This window comes from Serratia sp. PF-27 (assembly GCF_030053255.1).
Lineage (GTDB): Bacteria > Pseudomonadota > Gammaproteobacteria > Enterobacterales > Enterobacteriaceae > Serratia > Serratia bockelmannii.
The window spans coordinates 143,287-168,386 of the sequence record NZ_JASGBT010000009.1 but is presented as its reverse complement, the minus strand read 5'-3'; the positions used below and the strand labels follow the sequence as shown (position 1 = coordinate 168,386).

The 25,100-nt window shown below is 58.5% G+C and carries 21 protein-coding genes; 4 read left to right on the top strand and 17 right to left on the bottom strand.

The window, feature by feature from the left end:
- Nucleotides 1-98: 98 nt before the first annotated feature.
- The 17 genes from accA to rpsB form a co-directional block, all read right to left on the bottom strand.
- Entirely contained in the window at nt 99-1,058 is a 960-nt protein-coding gene (gene accA, locus QMZ29_RS04720; protein ID WP_019455765.1) for an acetyl-CoA carboxylase carboxyl transferase subunit alpha, read from the bottom strand.
- A gap of 12 nt (nt 1,059-1,070) precedes the next feature.
- Nucleotides 1,071-4,559, bottom strand: a complete 3,489-nt coding sequence (gene dnaE, locus QMZ29_RS04715; protein ID WP_025304027.1) for a DNA polymerase III subunit alpha — start codon at nt 4,557-4,559, stop codon at nt 1,071-1,073.
- A 78-nt stretch (nt 4,560-4,637) separates the two neighbouring features.
- Nucleotides 4,638-5,231: a ribonuclease HII gene (gene rnhB, locus QMZ29_RS04710; protein ID WP_025304028.1), complete on the bottom strand. Its 594-nt coding sequence runs from the start codon at nt 5,229-5,231 to the stop codon at nt 4,638-4,640.
- Nucleotides 5,228-6,376 carry a lipid-A-disaccharide synthase gene (gene lpxB / locus QMZ29_RS04705; RefSeq protein ID WP_166445360.1) on the bottom strand — a complete coding sequence of 383 codons (1,149 nt, stop codon included), beginning with the start codon at nt 6,374-6,376 and terminating at the stop codon, nt 5,228-5,230. Before lpxB ends, rnhB begins: the two co-directional genes overlap by 4 nt.
- A gap of 3 nt (nt 6,377-6,379) precedes the next feature.
- On the bottom strand, nt 6,380-7,168 hold the full coding sequence (gene lpxA / locus QMZ29_RS04700; RefSeq protein ID WP_004931964.1) for an acyl-ACP--UDP-N-acetylglucosamine O-acyltransferase: 789 nt from the start codon (nt 7,166-7,168) through the stop codon (nt 6,380-6,382).
- A gap of 3 nt (nt 7,169-7,171) precedes the next feature.
- Entirely contained in the window at nt 7,172-7,627 is a 456-nt protein-coding gene (gene fabZ, locus QMZ29_RS04695; protein WP_004931962.1) for a 3-hydroxyacyl-ACP dehydratase FabZ, read from the bottom strand.
- Between the two features lie 160 nt (nt 7,628-7,787).
- Nucleotides 7,788-8,810, bottom strand: coding sequence for a UDP-3-O-(3-hydroxymyristoyl)glucosamine N-acyltransferase (gene lpxD / locus QMZ29_RS04690; protein WP_049207283.1), 1,023 nt, complete (start codon nt 8,808-8,810; stop codon nt 7,788-7,790).
- A 3-nt stretch (nt 8,811-8,813) separates the two neighbouring features.
- Entirely contained in the window at nt 8,814-9,311 is a 498-nt protein-coding gene (gene skp, locus QMZ29_RS04685) for a molecular chaperone Skp (protein ID WP_025304031.1), read from the bottom strand.
- Nucleotides 9,312-9,467: 156 nt separating this feature from the next.
- Complete coding sequence (bamA, locus tag QMZ29_RS04680) at nt 9,468-11,894, bottom strand: outer membrane protein assembly factor BamA (RefSeq protein WP_033639522.1); 2,427 nt, start codon at nt 11,892-11,894, stop codon at nt 9,468-9,470.
- A gap of 35 nt (nt 11,895-11,929) precedes the next feature.
- Nucleotides 11,930-13,285, bottom strand: coding sequence for a sigma E protease regulator RseP (gene rseP / locus QMZ29_RS04675; RefSeq protein ID WP_025304033.1), 1,356 nt, complete (start codon nt 13,283-13,285; stop codon nt 11,930-11,932).
- 27 nt (nt 13,286-13,312) lie between these two features.
- Nucleotides 13,313-14,155 (bottom strand): phosphatidate cytidylyltransferase, encoded by an 843-nt coding sequence (gene cdsA / locus QMZ29_RS04670; RefSeq protein ID WP_043139905.1) that lies wholly within the window; start codon nt 14,153-14,155, stop codon nt 13,313-13,315.
- Nucleotides 14,156-14,164: 9 nt separating this feature from the next.
- On the bottom strand, nt 14,165-14,923 hold the full coding sequence (gene ispU / locus QMZ29_RS04665) for a (2E,6E)-farnesyl-diphosphate-specific ditrans,polycis-undecaprenyl-diphosphate synthase (protein ID WP_025304035.1): 759 nt from the start codon (nt 14,921-14,923) through the stop codon (nt 14,165-14,167).
- 277 nt (nt 14,924-15,200) lie between these two features.
- Nucleotides 15,201-16,397 (bottom strand): 1-deoxy-D-xylulose-5-phosphate reductoisomerase, encoded by a 1,197-nt coding sequence (ispC, locus tag QMZ29_RS04660; protein WP_060435085.1) that lies wholly within the window; start codon nt 16,395-16,397, stop codon nt 15,201-15,203.
- A 157-nt stretch (nt 16,398-16,554) separates the two neighbouring features.
- Entirely contained in the window at nt 16,555-17,112 is a 558-nt protein-coding gene (frr, locus tag QMZ29_RS04655; RefSeq protein ID WP_004931943.1) for a ribosome recycling factor, read from the bottom strand.
- Nucleotides 17,113-17,231: 119 nt separating this feature from the next.
- On the bottom strand, nt 17,232-17,957 hold the full coding sequence (gene pyrH / locus QMZ29_RS04650) for a UMP kinase (protein WP_004931940.1): 726 nt from the start codon (nt 17,955-17,957) through the stop codon (nt 17,232-17,234).
- A 148-nt stretch (nt 17,958-18,105) separates the two neighbouring features.
- Nucleotides 18,106-18,957 (bottom strand): translation elongation factor Ts, encoded by an 852-nt coding sequence (gene tsf / locus QMZ29_RS04645; RefSeq protein ID WP_025304037.1) that lies wholly within the window; start codon nt 18,955-18,957, stop codon nt 18,106-18,108.
- Between the two features lie 129 nt (nt 18,958-19,086).
- Nucleotides 19,087-19,812, bottom strand: a complete 726-nt coding sequence (gene rpsB / locus QMZ29_RS04640; protein ID WP_016929891.1) for a 30S ribosomal protein S2 — start codon at nt 19,810-19,812, stop codon at nt 19,087-19,089.
- Between the two features lie 345 nt (nt 19,813-20,157).
- Between rpsB and map the strand changes: the two genes are divergently transcribed.
- The 4 genes from map to QMZ29_RS04620 all read left to right on the top strand — a co-directional run bounded on the left by map (nt 20,158) and on the right by QMZ29_RS04620 (nt 25,075).
- The gene (map, locus tag QMZ29_RS04635; RefSeq protein WP_004931936.1) at nt 20,158-20,952 is read left to right on the top strand and encodes a type I methionyl aminopeptidase; all 795 of its coding nucleotides are present in this window, start codon (nt 20,158-20,160) and stop codon (nt 20,950-20,952) included.
- A gap of 73 nt (nt 20,953-21,025) precedes the next feature.
- Nucleotides 21,026-23,689 (top strand): bifunctional uridylyltransferase/uridylyl-removing protein GlnD, encoded by a 2,664-nt coding sequence (gene glnD / locus QMZ29_RS04630; RefSeq protein ID WP_147823294.1) that lies wholly within the window; start codon nt 21,026-21,028, stop codon nt 23,687-23,689.
- Nucleotides 23,690-23,731: 42 nt separating this feature from the next.
- Nucleotides 23,732-24,556, top strand: coding sequence for a 2,3,4,5-tetrahydropyridine-2,6-dicarboxylate N-succinyltransferase (gene dapD, locus QMZ29_RS04625; RefSeq protein ID WP_025304039.1), 825 nt, complete (start codon nt 23,732-23,734; stop codon nt 24,554-24,556).
- A gap of 129 nt (nt 24,557-24,685) precedes the next feature.
- Nucleotides 24,686-25,075, top strand: a complete 390-nt coding sequence (locus QMZ29_RS04620) for a DUF3461 family protein (protein ID WP_004931929.1) — start codon at nt 24,686-24,688, stop codon at nt 25,073-25,075.
- The last annotated feature ends 25 nt before the right edge of the window (nt 25,076-25,100 follow it).

The following is a 25,100-nucleotide window of genomic DNA, read 5'->3' as shown; positions in this document are numbered from 1 at the left end:
CAGTTAACGGCCAAGTCTCTATAACACCACGAAAATCCGGCGGTGTGTAGCCAAAAAAAAACCGCCCGGAGGCGGTTTCTTGCAGCGAAGAACAGAACTCAGCAGTAGCCGTAGTTCATCAGACGCTGGTAGCGACGGTTGAGCAATTCTTCGTCGTTCAGACCATCCAGATCTTTCAGATCGGCCAGCAGCTGCGCTTTCAGCGCGGCAGCCATCGCCGGCACGTCGCGGTGCGCGGAACCCAGCGGCTCCGGGATCACCGAATCGATCAGCTTCAACTCTTTCAGACGCGGTGCGGTAATGCCCATCGCTTCTGCGGCCAGCGGCGCCTTGTCGGCACTCTTCCACAGGATGGAGGCACAGCCTTCCGGCGAAATCACCGAGTAGGTGCTGTACTGCAGCATGTTCACCTTATCGCCCACGCCGATCGCCAGCGCGCCGCCGGAGCCACCTTCGCCGATGACGGTGCAGATGACCGGGATGTTCAGACGCGACATCTCACGCAGGTTGCGCGCGATGGCTTCTGACTGGCCGCGTTCTTCCGCACCCACGCCCGGATAAGCGCCCGGAGTATCGATAAAGGTGATGAGCGGCATCTTGAAGCGGGCGGCCATTTCCATCAGGCGCAGCGCCTTACGGTAACCTTCCGGCGCCGGCATGCCGAAGTTGCGGCGGATCTTCTCTTTGGTTTCACGGCCTTTCTGGTGCCCGATGATCATCACCGGGCGGCCATCCAGGCGCGCAATGCCACCGACGATCGCTTTGTCGTCAGCGTAAGCGCGATCGCCCGCCAACTCTTCGAAGTCGGTAAAGATGTGTTTGATATAATCCAGGGTATAAGGACGGCGCGGGTGGCGTGCCAATTGGGCAATCTGCCAGGCCCCAAGATCGGCAAAAATCTTGCGCGTCAGCTCAACGCTCTTTTCACGCAGGCGCTGAACCTCTTCGTCCAGATTAATATCTAATTTTTCGTCTTGACGGCTGACTGCAGTCAGCGAGTCAATTTTCGCTTCCAGCTCTGCAATCGGCTGTTCAAAATCAAGAAAATTCAGACTCATAGCATTCCTATTTTAGTCAAATTCCAAGTCCACCTGCTCATTGCCTACCAACGTCCGCAAATCGATCAACAAGCGGTCGGTGGGCGTCACGCGCCAGGTTGCGCCAAAACGCAGCTTGGCTCGTGCATCTTCCCGTTGATAGTAGAGATGCACTGGAATCGTCCCCGAGCGATGGGGTTCCAACGACTGACGGAGACGGTTCAAAAGCTGGTCATCAATTTGCCTGTCAGTCAGCGAGATAGCAAGCCCGCGAGCGTATTTTTCCCGGGCTTCACTGATGTCCATTACCTCGCGGGCCATCATTTTAAGCCCGCCGCTAAAGTCATCAAAGCTGACCTGTCCACTGGCGATAAGGATACGGTCTTTTTCCAACAAATGCTGGTATTTTTCTAGCGCTTCGGTGAATAGCATCACTTCCAGACGGCCCGAACGGTCATCCAGCGTGCAAATGCCGATACGGTTGCCGCGCTTGGTCACCATGACCCGCGCGGCGACCACCAACCCGACGGCGGTAGTCATTTTGCCCCGATCCGTCGGGTGCATGTCTTTCAAACGCTGGCCACCGGCGTAACGTTCGATTTCCTTCAGGTACTGGGTGATCGGGTGGCCAGTCAGGTACAGCCCCAGCGTCTCCCGTTCACCGTCCAGCACCACCTGCTCCGGCCAGGGCGCGATATTGGCGTAGGATTGCTCCACCTGCTCCGGCGCTTCCGCCAGCACGCCAAACATATCCACCTGGCCAATAGCTTCGGCTTTCGCATGCTGATCCGCCGCTTTCAACGCGTCGCCGAGCGAATTCATCAGCGCAGCGCGGTGCGGCCCAAGGCGATCGAACGCCCCGGACATGATCAGTTTTTCCAGAATGCGGCGGTTCAGTTTCTTGATGTCAGAGCGCGCGCACAGGTCGAACAGGTCTTTGAAGTAACCTTGTTCGCCGCTGTTGCGCGCCTCGATAATGGCCTCGATCGGCCCTTCCCCCACGCCCTTGATCGCGCCGATGCCATAAACGATCTCGCCGTCGTCGTTGACGTGGAAGTGATACAGGCCACTGTTGATGTCCGGCGGCAGGATCTTCAGCCCCATGCGCCAACATTCGTCCACCAGCCCCACCACTTTGTCGGTGTTGTCCATATCGGCGGTCATGACCGCCGCCATAAACTCGGCCGGATAGTGCGCCTTCAGCCACAACGTCTGATACGACACCAGCGCATAGGCGGCGGAGTGCGATTTGTTGAAGCCGTAACCGGCGAATTTCTCCACCAGGTCGAAGATTTTCACCGACAGTTCACCGTCGATGCCGCGCGATTTCGCGCCGTCTTCAAAGCCGCCGCGCTGCTTGGCCATTTCGACCGGGTTCTTTTTACCCATCGCACGACGCAGCATATCCGCGCCACCCAAGGTGTAGCCGGCCAACACCTGGGCAATCTGCATCACCTGTTCCTGATACAGGATGATGCCGTAGGTCGGTTCCAGCACCGGCTTGAGCGACTCGTGCTGCCACTGAATGTCCGGGTAGGAGATCTCTTCGCGGCCATGCTTGCGGTCGATGAAGTTATCCACCATCCCTGACTGCAGCGGCCCCGGACGGAACAGCGCCACCAGTGCGATCATGTCTTCGAAGCAGTCGGGCTTCAGGCGTTTGATCAAATCTTTCATGCCGCGCGATTCAAGCTGGAACACCGCCGTGGTTTCCGAGCGCTGCAGCATGTCGAAGCTTTTCTTGTCGTCGAGCGGAATGGCGGCGATGTCGATCGGTTCCAGCCCGGTCTTGGCGCGCCGGGCGTTGATCATTTCCAGCGCCCAGTCGATGATGGTCAGGGTGCGCAGGCCGAGGAAGTCGAACTTCACCAGCCCGGCATATTCCACGTCGTTCTTGTCGAACTGGGTCACCGGATGGTGCCCTTCGGCGTCGCAGTACAGCGGCGCGAAGTCGGTGATCTTGGTCGGCGCGATCACCACGCCCCCGGCGTGTTTACCGGCGTTGCGCGTTACCCCTTCCAGCTTGCGCGCCATGTCGATCAGCGCCTTGACCTCTTCATCGGCCTCGTAAATCTCCGGCAGCTGCGGTTCGGCGGCAAAGGCTTTCTCCAGCGTCATGCCCGGATCCGGCGGCACCAGTTTGGAGATGCGATCGACGAAGCCGTACGGGTGCCCCAGCACCCGGCCTACGTCGCGGATAACCGCTTTCGCCGCCATGGTCCCGAAGGTGATGATCTGCGATACCGCTTCGCGGCCGTACATCTCCGCCACGTGCTCGATCACCTGGTCGCGCTTCTCCATGCAGAAGTCGACGTCGAAGTCGGGCATCGAAACACGTTCCGGGTTCAGGAAGCGTTCGAACAGCAGGTCGAATTCCAGCGGATCGAGGTCGGTGATTTTCAACGCATAGGCCACCAGAGAACCGGCGCCGGAGCCGCGCCCTGGGCCCACCGGCACGTTGTTGTCCTTCGACCACTGGATAAACTCCATCACGATCAGGAAGTAGCCGGGGAACCCCATCTGGTTGATCACCTTCAGCTCGACGTCCAGACGCTCGTCGTATTCCGGGCGGCGCTGCGCGCGCACTTCAGGATCGGGGAACAGGAACTCGAGACGCTCTTCCAGCCCTTCTTTAGATTTGAGCACCAGGAAGTCCTCGGTGCTCATATCGCCGGTTGGGAACTGCGGCAGGAAGTATTCGCCGAGGCGAATGGTGACGTTACAGCGCTTGGCGATCTCGACGCTGTTCAGCAGCGCTTCCGGGATGTCGGCGAACAGCTCGCACATCTCGTCTTCGCTGCGCATGTATTGCTGCGGGCTGTAGTTGCGTGGCCGCTTGGGATCGTCCAGCGTAAAACCGTCGTGAATGGCGACGCGAATTTCATGAGCGTCAAAATCGTCTTCCACCAGGAAGCGCACGTCGTTGGTGGCCACCACCGGCAAACCGCGCTCGGTGGCCAGCGCCACCGCCGCATGCAGATAGTTCTCTTCGTCCGGGCGGCCGGTGCGGATCAGTTCCAGGTAGTAACAGTCCGGGAAATACTGTTGGTAGAAGTCCAGGCATTGATCCACCTGCGCCTGGTTACCGCGCAGCAGGAACTTGCCGACGTCGCCCTGACGCGCGCCGGAAAGCAGGATCAGCCCTTCGCGATGTTCAATCAGCCAGTCGCGATCAATGGTCGGGCCGGCGGCGCCGTAGCCACGCTGATAGGCGCGGGAAATCAGCAGCGTCAGGTTCTGGTAGCCTTCGTTGTTGCTGGCCAGCACCGTCAGCTGAGCCAGTTCGTCGCCCAGCTCATCGCTTTGCACATGGAAATCCGCGCCGATGATCGGTTTGATCCCGGCGCCGTGCGCGCTGCCGTAGAACTTCACCAGCCCGCACAGGTTGGTGAAATCAGTGATTGCCAGAGCAGGCATGGCTAACGCGGCGGCTCTTTTCACCAGCGGCGCCGTCTTGGCCAATCCATCAATCATGGAGTAGTCACTGTGGACGCGCAGGTGAATAAAACGAGGTTCGGCCATCTCCAGATACCTGATTGAAGGGGCTCAGCAGGCTGAGCCCGGGTTAATGCTATCGTCGAGCCCGGTCAGGCCCGCAGACTACAGCGCCAGCGCTCTTTTCACCGGCGCGAAGCTGCGGCGATGATGCTCGGTGGCGCCCAACGCAGCCAGCCGCTCCAGGTGGAGGGCGGTCGGGTAGCCTTTATGCTGCGCGAAACCGTAGTCCGGGAACTCGCTGTCCAGCTCGGCCATTTCGCGATCGCGCGTGACCTTCGCCAGAATGGACGCCGCGCTGATCTCCGCCACACGGCTGTCGCCCTTCACCACCGCCTGCGAACGCATCGGCAGGTTCGGGCAACGGTTACCGTCGATTAAAACCATGTCCGGCGCGATATGCAACCCGGCCACCGCGCGCTGCATCGCCAACATGGTGGCGTGCAAAATATTCAGCTGGTCGATTTCCGCCGGTTCGGCGCGCCCCAGGCTCCAGGAGAGCGCCTTGGCGACGATTTCGTCATACAGCGCCAGGCGGCGTTTTTCACTGAGTTTCTTGGAGTCCGCCAGACCGACGATCGGCTGCGCCGGATCGAGGATCACGGCAGCGGTGACCACCGCGCCGACCAACGGGCCGCGGCCCACTTCGTCCACACCGGCAATCAGCGTGGCAGCGGGATAGATAAAGGGTTCAATCATGCTTTCGCCAGCTCCAACACAGCCTGAGCGGCCTGTTCGTCCGCACCGCAACGAATGCTTTGGTGCAAGGTAAGGAAAGTTTGTTTCAGCGCGTCGGTTTCCGGGCTCTCTTCCAACAGTGGCATCACGGCGGCGGCCAGTTTGTCCGGCACGCAGTCATGCTGCAGCAGCTCGGTGACAATTTCGCGCCCCGCCAACAGATTCGGCAGCGAAACGTAAGGCGTTTTCACCAGCTTCTGCGCCAGCCAGAAAGTGAACGGCTTCATGCGATAGCCCACCACCATCGGGCACTTGGCCAGCATGCACTCCAGCGCCGCCGTGCCGGACGCCAGCAGCGCCGCGTCGCTGGCGATCATCGCCTCGCGCCCCTGGCCGTTCAGCAGATGTACCGTCAGATCCGGCGCAACCTCGGCCTTGATGCGCTCAAACTGCTCGCGCCGTTTGGCGTTAACCAGCGGCACCACCACTTCCAGCTCGGGATAACGCGTGCGCAGCAGCTGCGCGGTTTTGAGGAAGTCGGCGCTCAGCATCTCGACTTCGGCGCCGCGGCTGCCCGGCAGCAAGGCCAAACAGCGCGCCTGCGGAGCGATGCCAAGCTGAGCGCGCGCCGCCAACCGATCGGGCTGCAGCGGCATGGCGTCCGCCATGGTGTGGCCGATAAACCGGCAGGGGACGTTGAAACGATCGTAAAACGCTTTTTCGAAAGGGAGAAAGGCCAGCACCAAATCGGTGGCTTTGCCTATTTTGAAAACGCGCTTTTGTCGCCAGGCCCACACGGACGGGCTGACGTAGTGGATGGTGCGAATGCCGCGCTGCTTGAGGCGGCCTTCCAGCGTGATGTTGAAGTCCGGCGCGTCGATGCCGACAAACACGTCCGGCCGCAGCTCAACGAAGCGGCGAGTGAGATCCTTGCGGATCTTCAACAGGCGTGGCAAGCGCTCGAGCACTTCCACCACGCCCATGACCGCCAGCTCTTCCATTTCGTACCAGGCTTCGCAGCCTTCGGCCTGCATCAGCGGGCCGGCGACGCCAACGAAACGCGCGTCGGGGATCTGCGCCTTGAGCGCGCGGATCAAACCGGCGCCGAGAATGTCACCGGAGGTTTCTCCGGCGACCAGTCCGATAGTCAATGGACGATTCGACATAACTCAGCGAATGATGCCGCGGGTAGAACGGGTGAAGAAATCGAGGTACTGCTGCACCACCGGCTGCTCTTTGGCCAGGGCTTCGATTTCCGCCTTCGCTTCATCCAGCGTTTTTTCACTGCGATACAGGATTTTGTAGGCGTTGCGGATCGCCTGCATTTCATCCTTATCAAAACCGCGGCGCTTCAGGCCGACCGCGTTGACGCCGAACGGCGTCGCGTGGTTGCCCTGAGCGATGACGAATGGAGGCACGTCCTGAGCGACACCGGAACAACCGCCTACCATCACATGCGCACCGATAATGCAGAACTGGTGGATCGCCGTCATGCCGCCGATAATGGCGTGATCGTCGATTTCCACGTGCCCTGCGAGCGTAGCGTTGTTGGCCAGCACGCAAGCGTTGCCGACCACGCAGTCGTGTGCAACGTGCACATTGACCATCAGCAGGTTATCGTTGCCCACTTTGGTCAGGCCGGTGCCCTGCGCGGTGCCGCGGTGAATGGTGACGCTTTCGCGGATGCGGTTGCGATCGCCCACTTCAACGCGCGTCGGTTCGCCTGCGTATTTCAGATCCTGGTTCACTTCACCGATGGAAGCGAACTGATAAATCTGGTTATCGCAGCCAATCTTGGTAATACCGTTCACCACCACGTGGGATTTCAGCACCGTGCCGGCGCCGATTTCCACCTGGGAGCCGACGTAGCAGAAAGGGCCGATATGCACGTTGGCGCCGATCACGGCGCCCTCTTCGACTATCGCGCTAGGATGGATAAAGGCGGTTTGGTCAATCACGGATTAAGCCTCCCGGCTGCGGGCACACATCATGGTTGCTTCGCAGACAATTTTACCGTCAACGGTCGCCACGCCTTTGAAGCGAGTCAGACCGCGGCGAGTTTTCTCGAAGGTGACTTCCATGACCATCTGATCGCCTGGCACCACAGGGCGCTTGAAGCGTGCTTCGTCGATACCGGCGAAGTAATACAGCTCGCCCGGCTCCAGTTTGCCGACGCTTTTAAACGCCAGGATACCGGTGGCCTGCGCCATGGCTTCCAGGATCAATACGCCTGGGAAAATCGGTTTGCCAGGGAAGTGGCCCTGGAAAAACGGTTCGTTCACCGATACGTTCTTCACCGCACGCAGATATTTGTGCTCTTCAAACTCGAGGACGCGGTCGACCAGCAAGAACGGGTAACGGTGAGGAAGCAGATCCAAAATTTCTGCAATATCCAGAGTATGAGTGTCAGTAGTCAAAATACTCTTCCTGTCTCTAAAAACTGATGGCATCAACAACACGGCCTGCGCTGACCCCAAAAGGAGATCATCATGCAGGCCGCAAATTAACATCTCTTTGCGCTTTTGGTCTCACGACCAACGCGTTTCGTTTTGTACCCGCCAGGGCGGGCGGCAATGATTAGTCTTTTCCGACTTTACGTTCGACAGCTTTCAAGCGTTTGCTGATCTCATCGATATTCATCACCAACGCAGCGGTTTTACGCCAAACCTTGTTAGGCTGCAACGGAATGCCCGAAGAGTATACCCCAGGTTCGGTGATTGGTCGCATAACCATTCCCATTCCGGTGACAACCACCTTGTCGGCAATTTCCATGTGACCGTTGATCACGCTGGCACCGCCAATCTGGCAGTAGCGGCCGATTTTCAGGCTGCCGGCCATGATCACACCGCCGGCGACGGCGGTATTGTCGCCAATCACGACGTTATGTGCAATCTGGCATTGGTTGTCGATGATAACACCATTCCCGATTTGGGTGTTATCCAAAGCGCCGCGGTCAATGGTGGTGCAAGCGCCGATTTCGACGCGATCGCCGATAATCACCGTGCCCAACTGAGGGATTTTGATCCACTCGCCGCGCTCATTCGCATAGCCGAAACCGTCTGCGCCGATCACGGTGCCCGACTGGATCAGGCAACGCTGGCCGATTTCGACCGCATGATAAATCGTGACGTTCGCCCACAGACGCGTTCCCGCGCCGATGCGTGCGTGTTTGCCGATGAAGCAGCCCGGGCCGATAACCACGTTATCGCCAAGCACCGCACCCGACTCGATCACCGCGTTCGCCCCAATGGCGACGTTCTGCCCCAGCTGCGCTTCAGGTGAGATCACCGAGCTTGGCGCGATATCCTGGGCCGGCGACGGCGTGGTGTCCATCAGCTGCGCCATGCGCGCATAGGTCAGGTAAGGGTTCTTAACCACCAGCGCCGCAGCACGGCAGTGTGGTAAATCCGCTTCGGTAAGCACCACGGCGCTTGCCTGGCAGGAAGACAGCTGCTCTTGATAGCGGCTGTTTGACAAAAACGTGATTTGGCCAGGCTGTGCCGAATGCATAGAAGCAATGCCGGTGATGACGAGATCGCCATCACCGTGCAATTGTGCATCCAACTGCTGCGCTAAATCAGCCAGTCGAATTGAAAGCATGTGTTATTTAACCTGTTTCAGCACGTCAGCAGTGATATCTTTGGAAGAGTCTGCATAGGCAACGGCGTTGGCGTCGATCACCACGTCATAACCGCCTTTGCTGGCGACAGATTTCACCGCGTCCTGAATGCGGCTCAGGATCTTGTTACGCTCTTCCATCTGGCGACGACGGTTGTCCTGCTCGAAAGCCTGCGCTTTCTGAGAGAACTGCTCGCGCTGCGCCATCACGTCTTTTTCCAACTTGCTGCGATCGCTGGCTTTCATGGTAGCGCCGTCACGCTGCAGACGCTGCATTTTGGTCTGCAGGCTACGTTCCATGTTCTGGAGTTCGCTTGCACGGCCTTTAAACTCGTTTTCCAGCTGTTTAGCGACCGTTTCGCGGGCCGGCAGCTGTTGGAAAATGCTGGAGACGTTAACGACAGCGATCTTATCTGCTGCCTGAACGCCAGCTGAAGCAGCCATTGCTAAACCGAGGCCTGCGGCACACAACCACTTTTTCACTATAAACTCCTTACCATCACCCATTTGTGTCATATGACACTGAAGTACACAATTTGCCAGACTTGTCCCACCAAACAATGAGAATCATCTCCCTCTGCCGGCGGGCGCCTGGCCATTGCGATTCTTAATAACTGTTATGCCCAGAGGCGAGACCCGTTACCAGGTCTTACCGATGTTAAACTGGAACTGTTCGGACTTGTCGCCTTCGTATTTCTTGATCGGGTTGGCGTAAGAGAACACCAACGGCCCCAGTGGCGACATCCACTGCAGCGCGATACCGGCGGAAGAACGAATATTACTGGCTTTACTGTAGTCCGGCACGCCGTACATCAGCGTTTCGTTGGTATTCTTCCACTTGGTGTCCCACACGGTACCGGCATCGATGAACAGCGACGTCCGCACCGAGTTGGCGTATTTCTCGCTGATGAACGGCGTCGGGGTGATCAGCTCCAGGCTGGCGACCGCCATGGCGTTACCGCCTACCGCGTCATCCGAGCTACAGATGCTCTGACGATCGGTCGTGCTGCCGGCGTTGAACTGACACTGGTACGAGTTGGAATTGTAGTACACCGCCTTCGGACCAATGGTGTTGGACTGGAAGCCGCGCACGGTGCTCGAACCACCGGCATAGAAGTTCTCATAGAACGGCATTTCCTTGCCGCCCAGCCCATCCGCGTAACCCAGACGACCGCGACCCAACAGCACCCAGGTGCGGTCGTCGTTGATCGGCACGTACTGTACGCTGTCCAGCGTCACCTTGTAGTATTCGTTGTCCGAGCCCGGAATGGTGACCTTGCCGTTCAACGTGGTACGGTTACCCGAGGTCGGGAAGTAGCCGCGGTCCAGGTTGTTATAGGTCCAGCCCAGGTTCAGCGTAAAGTCGTCCGTCGAGTAGCTGGCGCGGTCGGTCTTGTTCGCATCCACGCCCATCGAGTCGAGGTAACGCCACATGGCGATCTGCGGCTGCATGTTCGACAGACCGTTGTGGACGTAGCCCAGGCCGGTGCGCAACGAGTTGTTTTCGTTGATCGGGAAGCCCAGCGTGCCGTCGATACCGTAACTCTTGTTGGTATAGTCCGACAGATCCGCGTCATCCGCCTTAAAGTCGTTGTAGAAAATGCGGCCGCCCAGGCTCACACCGTCAACGGTGAAGTACGGGTTGGTGACCGACAGTTCGGTATAGGTCTGGTAGTCGTTCTTAGTGCCGCTGATGCCGACCGAGTAGCCGGTACCCAACCAGTTATCCTGCTGCACGCCGGCCTGGAAGCTGACGCCGCTCTCGGTGCCGTAACCGACGCCGAAGTTAAAGGTACCGGTGTTGCGTTCTTTCACCTTATAGGTCACGTCGACCTGATCGGCGGTGCCCGGCACGCGCTGGGTTTCCACGTCAACCGTTTCGAAATAGCCCAGACGGTTCAGACGCTCTTTACCCTGCTCGACCTGCTCGTTGCCGAGCCAGGCGCCTTCCATCTGGCGCATTTCGCGACGCAGTACGGAATCCTTGCTGGTGTCGTTACCTTCGAACTTGATGCGACGCACGTAGAAGCGGTTGCCCGCGTCAACGTTGACGTGCAGCTTGACGGTTTTATCCGCGTCGTTGATCTCAGGCTGAGTGCCGACGCGCGGGTAGGCGTAACCATAACGGCCCAACATCGTTTTGATGTTGTCTTCCATTTTGGTCACCTTGCTGCCGTTGTACAGCTCGCCTGGCTCAATTTTGGTGATCTGAGCGACTTCCGCCGAGTGGCCGGCCAGGTTGCCATTCACGACAACATCGGAAAGCTTGTACTGCTCGCCTTCGGTGATGTTGATGGTGATGTAGATGCCTTTTTTATCCGGCGTCAGGCTCACCTGGGTAGAATCGATGTTGAAGCGGGCATAGCCGCGATCCAGATAGAAGCTGCGCAGGGTTTCGAGATCGCCCGCCAGTTTCTGCTTCTGGTATTTGCGGTCGCCGACCAGGTTCCACCACGGCACTTCGTCACGCAGTTGGAAGCGTGAGATCAGTTCGTCGTTGGTGAAAGCATGGTTGCCGACGATGTTGATTTGTTGAATCTTGGCGGAGACCCCTTCCGTGAACACCAGTTTCAGGTCGACACGGTTGCGCGGCAACGGCGTGACTACGGCTTTCACCGAGGCGCTGTATTTACCGACGCTGTAGTAGAAGTCTTCCAGCCCTTTTTCAATGCTGGAGATCGTGGTGCGGTCGAGCGCCTCGCCCACCCGGACGCCGGAGGCTTCCAGGTTCTGCTTGAGCATGTCATCTTTCACCGACTTGTTGCCGGAGAAAGTGATGCTGGCGATGGTAGGACGTTCCTTCACCTGCACGATCAAGGTATTACCATCGCGCAGTACGCGCACGTCCTCGAAGTTGCCGGTGGCAAACAAGGCACGAATGGTATTACTGATGTCATCGTCAGTGACGGTATCGCCGACGCGAACCGGCATGTTGAGTAACGCCGCACCGACGGCAACTCGCTGCAGGCCTTCGAAATGAATGTCTTTCACTACGAACCCGTCTGCACCGTATACGGTGGCGCTGCCAAACAGCAGCGACGCTATGAGCAACTTTTTCATCGCCATCGTTGTTATGCGTTCTTCCTAACCTATCCCCGCCCCTAGAGGCGGGAAAAATCATTGAAAAGTGCAAGACCCATCAACAACACCAGCACGATCGAACCTATGCGGTAGCTGTAGTCCTGTACTCGCTCGGAAACCGGCCCACCCTTCAGCTTTTCTATCGCCAGGAAGAGGAGATGCCCACCATCTAACACCGGTAATGGGAACAGGTTGATGATCCCCAGGTTGACGCTAATCAACGCCAGGAACATCAGATAATACACGAATCCGACTCCGGCTGACGCCCCAGCTCCCTGTGCAATCGAGATCGGGCCACTCAGGTTGTTCAGCTTTACATCACCGGTTATTAATTTGCCCAGCATGTTGACCGTCAGCCGCATCAGCTGCCAGGTCTTGTCGCCGGCCTGATACAGCGCCGGGAACGGTCCATACTGGCGAATCGTCTTATACTCTTCCGGCAGCGGCAGCACCTTTGGAATGATGCCTGCAAACCCCACCGATTTGTCTTTTCCCACCGGCTTTGTATCCGGTATCAGCGTCAAAGACAAGGGGGCGCCGTTTCTTTCAATCTCCAAAGCCAGCGGCTGCCCCGGGCCATCGTGGATACGCTTCACCAGCGTCTGCCAACGACCCAACGGCTGACCATCGACTTTAACGATCCTGTCCCCCGCTTGTAAACCCGCCTTTTGCGCCGCCGAGTTAGGCTGCACTTCCGCCAACACGGATTCGATCTGCGGGCCGCGCGGCATAATGCCCAGCGCGACAACGGGATCCTGCTTGTCCGGTTCAAAGTTCCACTGGCGCAAATCCAGGGTTTTGGTCACCACCTGCGAAGAGCCGAACGGCGCGACGCCGACTTCGGTTTGCGCATCGCCAATCTTCGCCACCAGCGCCAGACGAACTGATTCCCAATCAGGCGTTTCGATGCCGTCAACCGACTTTAGTTCCATGCCAGACGAAATTTCGGCCTTGGCGGCGATGGATTGCGGCGCGATTTCGCCGATCACCGGGCGGAAACTCGGCACGCCGATGATGAACACCAGCCAATAGGCAAGGATAGCAAACAGGAAGTTGGCGATGGGGCCGGCGCTGATGATGGCCGCGCGCTGCCAGACGGTTTTGTTGTTAAAGGCCTGATGGCGCATTTCCGGCGCCACCGACTCCACGCGCTCGTCCAGCATCTTCACGTAACCGCCAAGCGGGATCAAGGCGATGACGTACTCGGTGCCCTGGCGATCGGTACGGCGCCACAGCGCCCGGCCGAAGCCGATGGAAAAGCGTTCAACGCGTACGCCGCAACGACGGGCAACCCAAAAGTGTCCGAACTCATGCACGGTAATCAAGATACCGAGCGCAATCAGAAACGCCACCAGGTTCCAAAGCACGCTGACCATCATCCCTCACTTTCCGTCATCGACGGATTAAAACACCAACAGCATCAGGCAGGCAAACACCGGCACCGCCGCGGTCAGGCTGTCGATACGATCCAGTATGCCGCCGTGACCGGGAATCAAATGCCCGCTGTCCTTGATGCCCGCTTCGCGTTTGAACATGCTTTCGGTCAAATCGCCCAGCACCGAAGCCAGCGCGGCGAGCACCGAACAGGCCAACAGCGTGGTCGGCACCACGTTCAGTGGCGCGTAGCGGCCGAACAGCCAGGAAATGACCGCCGACGTCAGCAGCCCGCCGATCAACCCTTCCCAGGTTTTACCCGGCGAGACCTTCGGCGCCAGTTTATGCTTGCCGAACAGCTTGCCGAACATGTAGGCGCCGGAATCCGCGCCCCACACCAGCAGCATCACGTACAGCAGCCACCAGGCGCCGGTAAACGGATTTTGCTCGTAGCCGAACTGGCGCAGCGCCAGCATGCCCCAAAAGAACGGCACGATGGTCAGCAAGCCGAACAGCAGGCGCAGCGGACGCGAATTGCGCCAGATAGAGGCCGAGCCGGGATAGAACAACACCAGCAGCAACGCCGCCAGCCACCAGGCCAGCGACAGCCACAGCGAGCCGCTTATCTGCGGCACGGATTGATGGTAAGCGGGGACGCTGAGCATCATCAACGCCAGCAGAAAACCGCACAGTATCGCCAACCAGATGCGCTGCGAACGGGAGGTAAAACCGGCCAATTGGCCCCACTCCCAGGCTGCTAACATGCACACGACGAGCGTTACCAGAGCAAAGGCCAGCGGCGGCAACAGGAACAGCGCCGCGATAACGATCGGGATTAAAATCAGAGCAGTTATGAGGCGATACTTCAGCAAAAGTTCTCCCTAGGACGCATCGGCGCCGATAGGTGTTGTTCCCCCGAAGCGGCGCTCACGTTGTGCAAATGCATTCAGCGCACCTTCAAAGACAAGTTCATCGAAATCAGGCCAGAGCACATCAGTAAAGTAAAGTTCAGCATAGGCGATTTGCCACAGCAGGAAGTTACTGATGCGATGCTCGCCACCGGTGCGGATAACCAGATCCACCGGCGCCAGGTCGCTCATGCAAACCCGCTCGCTCAATAATTCCTCGCTGATCTGATCCGGGTGCAACTCCCCTACCCGTACCTGTTCGGCCAGTTCCCTTACTCCCTGAATGATATCCCAACGGCCACCGTAGTTGGCAGCGATATTGAGCGTCAGGCCATCGTTATTTTCCGTCAGTGCTTCAGAGCGGCGGATCCGCTCCTGCAAACGCGCGCTGAATCGGCTGATATCGCCGATCACCCGCAGCCTGACGTTATGTTTATGCAGGCTTTTTACTTCACTATCCAGAGCGCGGACAAAAAGCTCCATCAGGGCGGAGACTTCCTGCACCGGACGGTTCCAGTTTTCGCTGCTGAAGGCATAAAGCGTGAGTGCATCTAAATGGTGGCTGGCGGCAAAACTGACCGCGCGGCGAACCGATTTCACCCCTGCTTTATGACCGAAGACACGTAACTTGCCCTGACGTTTGGCCCAGCGTCCGTTACCGTCCATGATAATGGCGACATGGCGCGGCCCCTGGGAAGATGGATTAGCCTCTTGTTGGTTTGCGGACGACATAACTCGTACTTATTTCCTCAGTAGAAATATAACTGCCTTTCCGGAACATCAGGCCCTTACGCGCAAAAAAAGCCGTGTGCCCGACACGGCTTTCAGCCTGCCCTCGCGATACCCGGCACAGCCGGGCCGCCATTGGCGCACAGAGCGCCAATCGGGCCATAATTCAACGGTATAACCGCTGACAGGTGGCGCAGACTATACCACCTCAGCGGGGCATGAACAAACGGCCCCGCTGCGGCACGCGCGAATTACGAGCAAAATCGGATAATCGCCGTGATCAGCCGCACAACGCGCGAACGCGCTCCTCGGCAGCGGCGCGCGCCTGACGGTCAATGTCTAAGACCGCGTCGATGCAGGTCGGTTCCTGCAGCGCGAGACGTTCCACCACCTGGCGGTTGACCGCGGCAATGTCGGTAAAGCGGATCTGCTGCTGCAAAAATGCCGCCACGGCGATTTCGTTGGCCGCGTTCAGTGCGGTGGTCGCCGCCTGACCGGCCTCGAACGCCTCGATCGCCAAGTACAGGCAAGGATAACGTTCGCGTTCCGGTTCGGCGAAGGTCAGCGAACCGATGCGGCAGAAGTCCAGCGCTTCCACGCCGGAGTTCACGCGCTGCGGATACGCCATCGCGTGGGCGATCGGCGTGCGCATATCCGGCGTCCCCAACTGCGCCAGCACACTGCCGTCGGCATAGCGCACCATCGAGTGAATCACCGACTGCGGGTGCAGGATCACTTCCATTTGCTCGGCCGAGGCGTTAAACAGCCAGCGGGCCTCAATGTATTCCAGACCTTTGTTCATCATGGTGGCGGAATCCACCGAGATCTTGCGGCCCATCGACCAGTTCGGGTGGGCGCAGGCTTGATCCGGCGTCATCGCGGCGAACTGTTCCAACGGCGTGGTGCGGAACGGGCCGCCGGAACCGGTAAGCACGATGCGCGAAACACCATGACTGTCCAGTGAAGAGTATCCCAACTGACGCTGAATGTTCTCAGGCAAACTCTGAAAAATTGCGTTGTGCTCGCTGTCGAGCGGCAGCAGTTGCGCCTGGCTTTGCCGCACCGCGTCCATAAACAGACGGCCGCAGGTGACCAGCGATTCTTTGTTGGCCAGCAGTACCTGTTTGCCGGCGCGGATCGCCGCCAGCGTCGGCAATAGCCCCGCAGCGCCGACGATGGCCGCCGTCACTTGATCGACGTCATCCAACGCTGCCAGCTCGCAGGCCGCTTGTTCTCCGGCCAAGACTTCGGTAGCGACACCGTTTTCCGCCAGGACAGCGCGCAGCTCGCGCGCGGCGTTTTCATCCGCCATCGCGGCGAAGGCGGGCCGGAATTCCATGCATTGCTGCGCCATGAGCGCGACGTTACGGCCGGCCACCAGCGCTTTGATCGCAAAACGGTCGGGATTCGCCCTGACCACGGCCAGGGTACTGGTCCCTACCGAGCCGGTCGAGCCAAGAATGGTCAGTTGCTTCATGAGTTCACTCTGAATAACTGTCTGATGAGATCGGAGGTGTTCCAGTGTGGAACCTTGGACACCGCTTGTCCATGATCTTTCAGTACGATGAAACGGGATCTGCGCCACAAAAAACAAAGCGCCGCCCAGGCGACGCTTTCTTTCTGCGCGATGCTGATTAGAAATCCATCAGCTCTTTTTCTTTCTCCGCCAGCGCGGCGTCGACCAGCTTGATGTAAGCGTCAGTCATTTTCTGAATCTCGTCTTGTGAGCGACGTTCTTCGTCTTCGCTGATCTCTTTGTCTTTCAGCAGCGCCTTGACCTTGTCGTTGGCGTCACGACGCACGTTACGCACCGCTACGCGGCCCTGCTCGGCTTCGCCGCGCACGATCTTGATCAGATCCTTACGACGCTCTTCGGTCAGCGGAGGCAGCGGAACGCGAATGTCAGAACCGGCGGAAGACGGGTTGAGGCCCAGATCGGAGCTCATGATCGCTTTCTCAACGGCCTGGCTCAGGCTGCGGTCGAACACGTTGATTTTCAGCGTGCGGGAGTCTTCTACGGTTACGTTGGCCAGCTGACGCAGCGGCGTAGCGGCGCCGTAGTATTCCACCATGATGCCGTCCAGAATGCTTGGAGAAGCGCGGCCGGTGCGGATCTTGCTGATTTGGTTTTTGAATGCTTCTACGCTTTTTTCCATGCGTGAATCAGCATCTTTTCTGATTTCATTAGTCACGTTGCAAACCCTTGGAAGCTGGTTACTTGGCAGGCGATACTCAAGTATAGCCCGTAATCGTACTCGAAGAGCGCGCGGCGCCTGGCGTCACGCGCTCCGAAAAAGGGGGGCGAACAGCCTTACTTGCTGATCAGCGTACCTTCGTTCTCACCCATCACCACGCGGCGCAGTGCGCCAGGCTTGTTCATGTTGAACACGCGGATCGGCAGACCGTGATCGCGGGCCAGCGTAAACGCCGCCAGATCCATCACTTTCAGCTCGCGCTCCAGCACGTCCTGATAGGTTAATTGTTCATACAGCGTCGCATCCGGGTTTTTCACCGGATCGGCGGAGTATACGCCATCCACTTTGGTGGCTTTCAGCACCACGTCCGCTTCGATCTCGATACCGCGCAGGCAAGCGGCGGAATCGGTGGTGAAGAACGGGTTGCCGGTACCGGCGGAGAAGATCACCACGCGGTTGTTGCGCAGCAGGCTGATCGCCTCTGCCCAGCTGTAATTATCACACACGCCGTTCAGCGGGATCGCCGACATCAGGCGGGCGTTCACATAGGCACGGTGCAGTGCATCACGCATAGCCAGGCCGTTCATCACGGTAGCCAGCATTCCCATGTGGTCGCCCACTACGCGGTTCATGCCGGCTTGCGCCAGGCCCGCGCCGCGGAACAAGTTCCCGCCGCCAATAACTACACCGACCTGAATTCCCAGTTCGACCAGCTCTTTCACTTCCTGAGCCATGCGATCCAAAACGCTGGCGTCGATACCAAAACCTTCTGCACCTTGCAGGGCTTCGCCACTCAGTTTAAGCAGAATACGCTGATATACGGGTTTTGCATTGGTTGCCATGGTGTTCTGTCCTAAGAAGCAGTATTAGTATTGGGGATTTCAGCCGATGAAACGCGCCTGAGGTGAGTATCACGCTGCAGGGCCTGCCACCGGTGTAATTCTGGCTGGATAGTATGGAACCGCCAGACGGCGGTTCCATCGACAGTCATTAAGACTGTTTGCTCATCGCGGCAACTTCAGCAGCGAAGTCGGTTTCGACTTTCTCGATGCCTTCGCCCACTTCGAAGCGAATGAAGTTGGTCACGTCAGCGTTGTGCTCTTTCAGCACCTGAGCAACAGATTTGCTCGGATCCATAACGAAAGGCTGACCGGTCAGAGAAACTTCACCGGTGAATTTCTTCATGCGGCCTTCAACCATTTTCTCTGCGATTTCTTTCGGCTTGCCGGACTGCATGGCGATGTCCAGCTGAACCTGGTACTCTTTTTCTACCACTTCAGCAGACACGTCTTCTGGCTTCACGAACTCTGGCTTGCTCGCCGCAATGTGCATTGCGATTTGCTTGACCAGCTCGTCGTCAGCGCCTTTAGCCGCAACCAGAACGCCGATACGCGCGCCGTGCAGGTAGCTGCCCAGCACGTCGCCTTCCAGGGAAGCAACGCGGCGAATGTTGATGTTTTCACCGATTTTTGCCACCAGCGCTACGCGCTCTTCTTCGAACTGTGCTTTCAGCACGTCAACGTCAGTGATTTTGCCGGCCATAGCGGCATCCAGCACTTTGTCGGCGAACGCCTGGAAACCGGCGTCTTTCGCGACGAAGTCAGTCTGGCAGTTAACTTCCAGAATGATGCCGTAGTTGCCTTCGATCTTGGTTTTGATCACGCCGTCAGCAGCTACGTTGCCTGCTTTTTTAGCGGCTTTGATCGCACCGGACTTACGCATGTTTTCGATTGCCAGTTCGATGTCGCCGTTGGATTCAACCAGCGCCTTCTTGCAATCCATCATGCCAGCGCCGGTACGCTCGCGCAGTTCTTTTACCAGGGCAGCGGTAATATCAGCCATTTATTTTTCCTCGGTTATCTCGCGTGGAGACAGTTCTCATTCAGATAAGCAAAGGGGGCCTTTACAGGCCCCCCTAACCAACATATGTCAATACCTGGTTAATAAGGGCTCAGTGACGAGCTTGCCTTATTATTCAGCTTCTACGAAGCCTTCTTCCGCCTGAACGGCCAGATCTTGAGAACGACCTTCACGCACAGCGGCAGCAACAGCAGTCAGGTACAGGTTTACTGCACGGATTGCGTCGTCGTTACCAGGGATGATGAAGTCAACGCCGTCTGGGTTGGAGTTGGTATCAACGATAGAGAATACCGGGATACCCAGGTTGTTGGCTTCTTTGATCGCGATGTGCTCGTGATCGGCATCGATAACGAACAGTGCGTCTGGCAGACCGCCCATATCCTTGATACCGCCCAGGGAGTTTTCCAGCTTGGCCAGTTCACGAGTGCGCATCAGCGCTTCTTTCTTGGTCAGCTTGTCCAGGGTGCCGTCTTGAGACTGGATTTCCAGATCTTTCAAACGCTTGATGGACTGACGAACGGTTTTCCAGTTAGTCAGCATGCCACCCAACCAGCGGTGGTTCACGAAGAACTGATCACAGCTGTTCGCAGCGTCTTTTACCGCTTCGCTTGCTGCGCGTTTGGTACCAACGAACAGGATCTTGCCTTTACGGGAAGAGATCTTGCTCAGTTCAGCCAGAGCGGCGTTGAACATTGGTACGGTCTGCTCCAGGTTGATGATGTGAACCTTGTTACGAGCGCCGAAGATGAAAGGCTTCATTTTCGGGTTCCAGTAACGGGTCTGGTGACCAAAGTGAACACCAGCCTTGAGCATGTCGCGCATGGAAACAGTTGCCATGATTAAACCTCTATAGATTAATTGGGGTTATGCCTCCACGTATCCCATAACGCCGACCCTGGCGGCGACAAGTCACCTCAGGGCACCCCGGCGGATGTGCCGATACGTGTGTGTTATTTACACAAAATGAGTGCAGTTAAAGTATTTTCGGCCAATTCCTGCCAGGTCACAAGAACCAAGTCGCGGATCGCCGGCGCGCTTTATACCATAAACCCGCTGCCGACACCAACTTTTGTTGCTTTTCGCCGGGCGTCGGGAAATGAAATTTGGCAGCCTCCGGCCGGGCTGATACCATAAGTCACTGCTTCTTATTGTCGACGATAACGACACCTGCGGACAAATTTCATGGCAATCTCAATTAAAACACCTGATGACATCCAAAAAATGCGCGTGGCCGGCCGCCTGGCCGCCGAAGTGCTGGAGATCATCGAGCCGCACGTCAAACCTGGCGTGACCACCGGCGAGCTGGACCGTATCTGTCACGAGTACATCACCAACGAGCAGCAGGCCATTTCCGCCTGCCTCGGCTATCACGGCTTCCCGAAATCCGTGTGTATATCGGTGAACGAAGTGGTGTGCCACGGCATCCCGAGCGACGACAAAACGCTGAAAGACGGCGACATCGTCAATATCGACGTGACCGTGATTAAAGACGGTTTCCATGGCGACACCTCTAAGATGTTCATCGTCGGCAAACCGACCATTCTGGGCGAGCGCCTGTGCCGCGTCACTCAGGAAAGCCTGTATCTGGCGCTGAAGATGGTCAAACCGGGCATCCGTCTGCGCACCCTGGGCAAGGCTATTCAGCAATTCGTCGAAGCCGAGAAGTTCTCCGTGGTGCGCGAGTACTGCGGCCACGGCATCGGCGAAGTGTTCCACGAAGAGCCGCAGGTGCTGCACTATGACGCGGACGACGGTGGTGTAGTGCTGCAGGCAGGCATGGCTTTCACCATCGAACCGATGGTCAACGCCGGCGACTACCGCATCCGCACCATGAAAGACGGCTGGACGGTAAAAACCAAAGATCGCAGCTTGTCGGCGCAGTATGAGCATACTATTGTGGTCACTGATAACGGCTGCGAGATAATGACGTTGCGCAAGGATGACACCATCCCCAACATCATTACGCACGAGATGTAAGCACCGCGGCGAACGCCGCGTGCAGAATATCACCAGGCCGGCTTATGCCGGCCTTTTTTATGGGCTGCGCACTATGTCTGACAATCTTCTTCAACAGGCGGCCCCGGCCGTGCCGATGCCGCCCGTCTCTCCCAGCGCTTACGGCGACGACGAGCTCACCTGTCCAGAACTGAAACAGCGGCTGGAACAGTTCCAGCTGTGGCTGGCGGCGGCGTTCGACGCCGGCTCCAGCGCCGAAAGCCTGGTGGCGGCGCGCAGCGACTTCATCGATCGCCTGCTGCGCCGGCTGTGGACCTTCTACGGTTTCGAGGATATCCCGGAAACCGCGCTGGTGGCGGTCGGCGGCTATGGCCGCGGCGAGCTGCATCCGCTGTCGGACATCGACGTATTGGTGCTCAGCCAACGCCGGCTGACGGAACAGCAGTCGCAGCGAGTCGGCGAATTCATCACCCTGCTGTGGGATCTCAAGCTGGAGGTGGGCCACAGCGTGCGCACCCTGGAAGAGTGCCTGCTGGAAGGCCTGGCGGATCTGACCGTGGCCACCAACCTGATCGAATCGCGCATGATCTGCGGCGACGTCGCGCTGTTCCTGCAGATGCAAAAGCACATCTTCAGCGACGGCTTTTGGCCTTCGCCGCAGTTTTTCCACGCCAAGATCAACGAGCAGCAGGAACGCCACCAGCGCTACCATGGCACCAGCTATAACCTGGAACCGGATATCAAAAGCAGCCCTGGCGGCCTGCGCGACATCCACACGCTGCTGTGGGTGGCGCGCCGCCACTTCGGTGCCACCTCGCTGGACGAAATGGTCGGTTTCGGTTTCCTCACCCAGGCCGAGCGCAACGAACTGAACGAATGTCAGAGCTTCCTGTGGCGCATCCGCTTTGCGCTGCATCTGGTGCTGCCGCGTTACGACAACCGTCTGCTGTTCGATCGTCAGCTCAACGTGGCGCAGCTGCTGCGCTATGAAGGTGAAGGCAACGAGCCGGTCGAACGCATGATGAAAGACTTCTACCGCATGACGCGGCGCGTCAGCGAGCTGAACCACATGCTGCTGCAGCTGTTCGACGAGGCCATCCTGGCGCTGGACGCCACCGAGAAACCGCGTCCGCTGAACGACGATTTCCAGCTGCGCGGCGATCTGATCGATCTGCGTGACGAAACGCTGTTCATCCGCGAGCCGCAAGCCATCATGCGCATGTTCTACCTGATGGTGCGCAACCGCGAGATCAAAGGCATTTACTCCACCACCGTGCGCCAGCTGCGCCACGCGCGCCGTCACCTGAAACAGCCGCTGTGCACCATCCCGGAAGCGCGCGATCTGTTTATGGCCATCCTGCGCCACCCCGGCGCGGTGTCGCGCGCGCTGGTGCCGATGCACCGTCACAGTGTGCTATGGGCTTATATGCCGCAGTGGGGCAAGATCGTCGGGCAGATGCAGTTCGATCTGTTCCACGCCTATACCGTCGACGAGCACACTATCCGGGTGCTGCAGAAGCTAGAGAGCTTCGCCGATGCGCAAACCCGGCCGCGCCATCCGCTGTGCGTGGAGCTGTATCCGCGCCTGCCGCACCCGGAACTGCTGCTGCTGGCGGCCTTGTTCCACGATATCGCCAAAGGGCGCGGCGGCGATCACTCGATCCTCGGCGCGGAGGACGTGGTCGAGTTCGCCGAGCTGCACGGTCTCAACTCGCGAGAAACCCAACTGGTGGCCTGGCTGGTGCGCTGCCACCTGCTGATGTCGGTCACCGCGCAGCGCCGCGATATCCAGGATCCGACGGTGATCCAGCAGTTCAGCAGCGAAGTGCAGAGCGAAACTCGCCTGCGCTACCTGGTATGCCTGACGGTGGCGGATATCTGCGCCACCAACGAAACCCTGTGGAACAGCTGGAAGCAGAGCCTGTTGCGCGAGCTGTATTTCGCCACCGAGAAACAGCTGCGCCGCGGCATGCAAAACAGCCCGGATCTGCGCGAACGCGTGCGCCACCATCGGCTGCAGGCGCTGGCGCTGCTGCGCATGGACAACATCGACGAAGAGGCGCTGCACCGCATCTGGAGCCGCTGCCGCGCCGACTATTTCCTGCGCCACTCGCCGAATCAGCTGGCCTGGCACGCCCGCCATCTGCTTGCCCACGATTCCACCCAGCCGCTGGTGCTGGTCAGCCGCCAGGCGACGCGCGGCGGCACCGAGATCTTCATCTGGAGCCCGGATCGTCCTTATCTGTTCGCCGCCGTCGCCGGGGAGATGGATCGCCGCAACCTCAGCGTGCACGACGCACAGATCTTCACCAACCGCGACGGTATGGCGATGGACACCTTTATCGTGCTGGAACCGGACGGCAGCCCGCTGGCGCAGGATCGCCACGCGGCGATCCGTCAGGCGCTGCTACAGGCCATCACCCAACGAGAGTATCAGCCGCCGCGTGTGCGCCGCCCCTCTTCCAAGCTGCGCCACTTCAGCGTGCCGACCGAGGTCACCTTCCTGCCGACCCACACCGATCGCCGCAGCTACCTGGAGCTGACGGCGCTCGACCAACCCGGCCTGCTGGCGCGGGTGGGCGAAGTGTTCGCCGACCTGGGGCTGTCGCTGCACGGCGCGCGCATTTCCACCATCGGCGAGCGGGTCGAGGATTTGTTTATCCTGGCTGACGGCGAGCGGCGCGCGCTCGACCAAGAAACGCGCAGAAAGTTGGAGCAACGGTTGACAGAGGCCCTCACCCCGAACGATAAAATGTGATACAAGTAACTTTTTACCGACAACATCAGGAAAGAGAACAGCATGCAGCAATTACAGAACGTTATTGAAAGCGCCTTCGAACGCCGTGCGGACATCACCCCGGTGAACGTAGACACCGTAACGCGCGAAGCGGTAAACCAAGTGATCGGCCTGTTGGACAGCGGCGCCCTGCGCGTTGCCGAGAAGATCGACGGTCAATGGGTCACCCATCAGTGGCTGAAGAAAGCCGTGCTGCTCTCTTTCCGCATCAACGACAACAAAGTGATGGACGGCGCGGAAACCCGCTACTACGACAAGGTGCCGATGAAGTTCGCCGACTACGACGAAGCGCGCTTCCAGAAGGAAGGTTTCCGCGTTGTGCCGCCGGCCACCGTGCGCCAGGGCGCGTTCATCGCGCGCAACACCGTGCTGATGCCGTCTTACGTTAACATCGGCGCCTACGTCGACGAAGGCACCATGGTCGATACCTGGGCCACCGTCGGTTCTTGCGCTCAGATCGGCAAGAACGTTCACCTGTCCGGCGGCGTCGGCATCGGCGGCGTGCTGGAGCCGCTGCAGGCCAACCCGACCATCATCGAAGACAACTGCTTCATCGGCGCGCGCTCCGAAGTGGTGGAAGGCGTGATCGTGGAAGAAGGCTCGGTGATTTCGATGGGCGTCTACCTCGGCCAGAGCACCCGCATCTATGACCGCGAGACCGGCGAAATCCATTACGGCCGCGTGCCGGCGGGTTCGGTGGTGGTTTCCGGTAACCTGCCGTCGAAAGACGGTTCTTACAGCCTGTACTGCGCGGTGATCGTCAAGAAAGTCGACGCCAAAACGCGCGGTAAAGTCGGCATTAATGAGTTATTGCGTACTATCGACTAAATTGAAATAGCGGGTGATTCACCCGCTATTTTTTTGTCTGCGTTTCGCTGGCAGTCACAGTCGCAGATCTCGCTTTCCGCCATAATCGCAGTCGTGGAATATAACGATCACATCTAAAGAGGGCGCAGTATGTACGATAACTTGAAGAGTTTGGGCATCAATCAACCGGAAGACGTCGATCGCTATAGCCTGCGTCAAGAGGCCAACAACGACATCCTCAAGATCTATTTCCGCAAGGACAAGGGCGAGTTCTTCGCCAAGAGCGTGAAGTTCAAGTATCCGCGCCAGCGTAAAACCGTGGTGGCGGACAACGCCGGCCAGGGCTACAAGGAAATTCACGAGATCAACCCGAACCTGCGTTACGTGATCGACGAACTGGATCAGCTGTGCCAGCGCGATCAGGTGGAAGTGGATCTGAAGCGTAAAATCCTCGACGACCTGCGCCATCTCGAGGGCGTGGTGTCGCACAAGATTGCCGAGATCGAAGCCGATCTGGAAAAACTCACCCGCGGCAAATAATGCGGATCGGCTGATCCGCATCATC

Bases quoted from the DNA above. Each gene is read 5' to 3' on its own strand.
- accA (WP_019455765.1), bottom strand. From the start codon at position 1,058: ATGAGTCTGAATTTTCTTGATTTTGAACAGCCGATTGCAGAGCTGGAA.
- dnaE (WP_025304027.1), bottom strand. From the start codon at position 4,559: ATGGCCGAACCTCGTTTTATTCACCTGCGCGTCCACAGTGACTACTCC.
- rnhB (WP_025304028.1), bottom strand. From the start codon at position 5,231: ATGATTGAACCCTTTATCTATCCCGCTGCCACGCTGATTGCCGGTGTG.
- lpxB (WP_166445360.1), bottom strand. From the start codon at position 6,376: ATGTCGAATCGTCCATTGACTATCGGACTGGTCGCCGGAGAAACCTCC.
- lpxD (WP_049207283.1), bottom strand. From the start codon at position 8,810: ATGCTTTCAATTCGACTGGCTGATTTAGCGCAGCAGTTGGATGCACAA.
- bamA (WP_033639522.1), bottom strand. From the start codon at position 11,894: ATGGCGATGAAAAAGTTGCTCATAGCGTCGCTGCTGTTTGGCAGCGCC.
- rseP (WP_025304033.1), bottom strand. From the start codon at position 13,285: ATGGTCAGCGTGCTTTGGAACCTGGTGGCGTTTCTGATTGCGCTCGGT.
- ispU (WP_025304035.1), bottom strand. From the start codon at position 14,923: ATGTCGTCCGCAAACCAACAAGAGGCTAATCCATCTTCCCAGGGGCCG.
- ispC (WP_060435085.1), bottom strand. From the start codon at position 16,397: ATGAAGCAACTGACCATTCTTGGCTCGACCGGCTCGGTAGGGACCAGT.
- pyrH (WP_004931940.1), bottom strand. From the start codon at position 17,957: ATGGCAACCAATGCAAAACCCGTATATCAGCGTATTCTGCTTAAACTG.
- tsf (WP_025304037.1), bottom strand. From the start codon at position 18,957: ATGGCTGATATTACCGCTGCCCTGGTAAAAGAACTGCGCGAGCGTACC.
- rpsB (WP_016929891.1), bottom strand. From the start codon at position 19,812: ATGGCAACTGTTTCCATGCGCGACATGCTCAAGGCTGGTGTTCACTTT.
- map (WP_004931936.1), top strand. From the start codon at position 20,158: ATGGCAATCTCAATTAAAACACCTGATGACATCCAAAAAATGCGCGTG.
- glnD (WP_147823294.1), top strand. From the start codon at position 21,026: ATGTCTGACAATCTTCTTCAACAGGCGGCCCCGGCCGTGCCGATGCCG.
- dapD (WP_025304039.1), top strand. From the start codon at position 23,732: ATGCAGCAATTACAGAACGTTATTGAAAGCGCCTTCGAACGCCGTGCG.
- QMZ29_RS04620 (WP_004931929.1), top strand. From the start codon at position 24,686: ATGTACGATAACTTGAAGAGTTTGGGCATCAATCAACCGGAAGACGTC.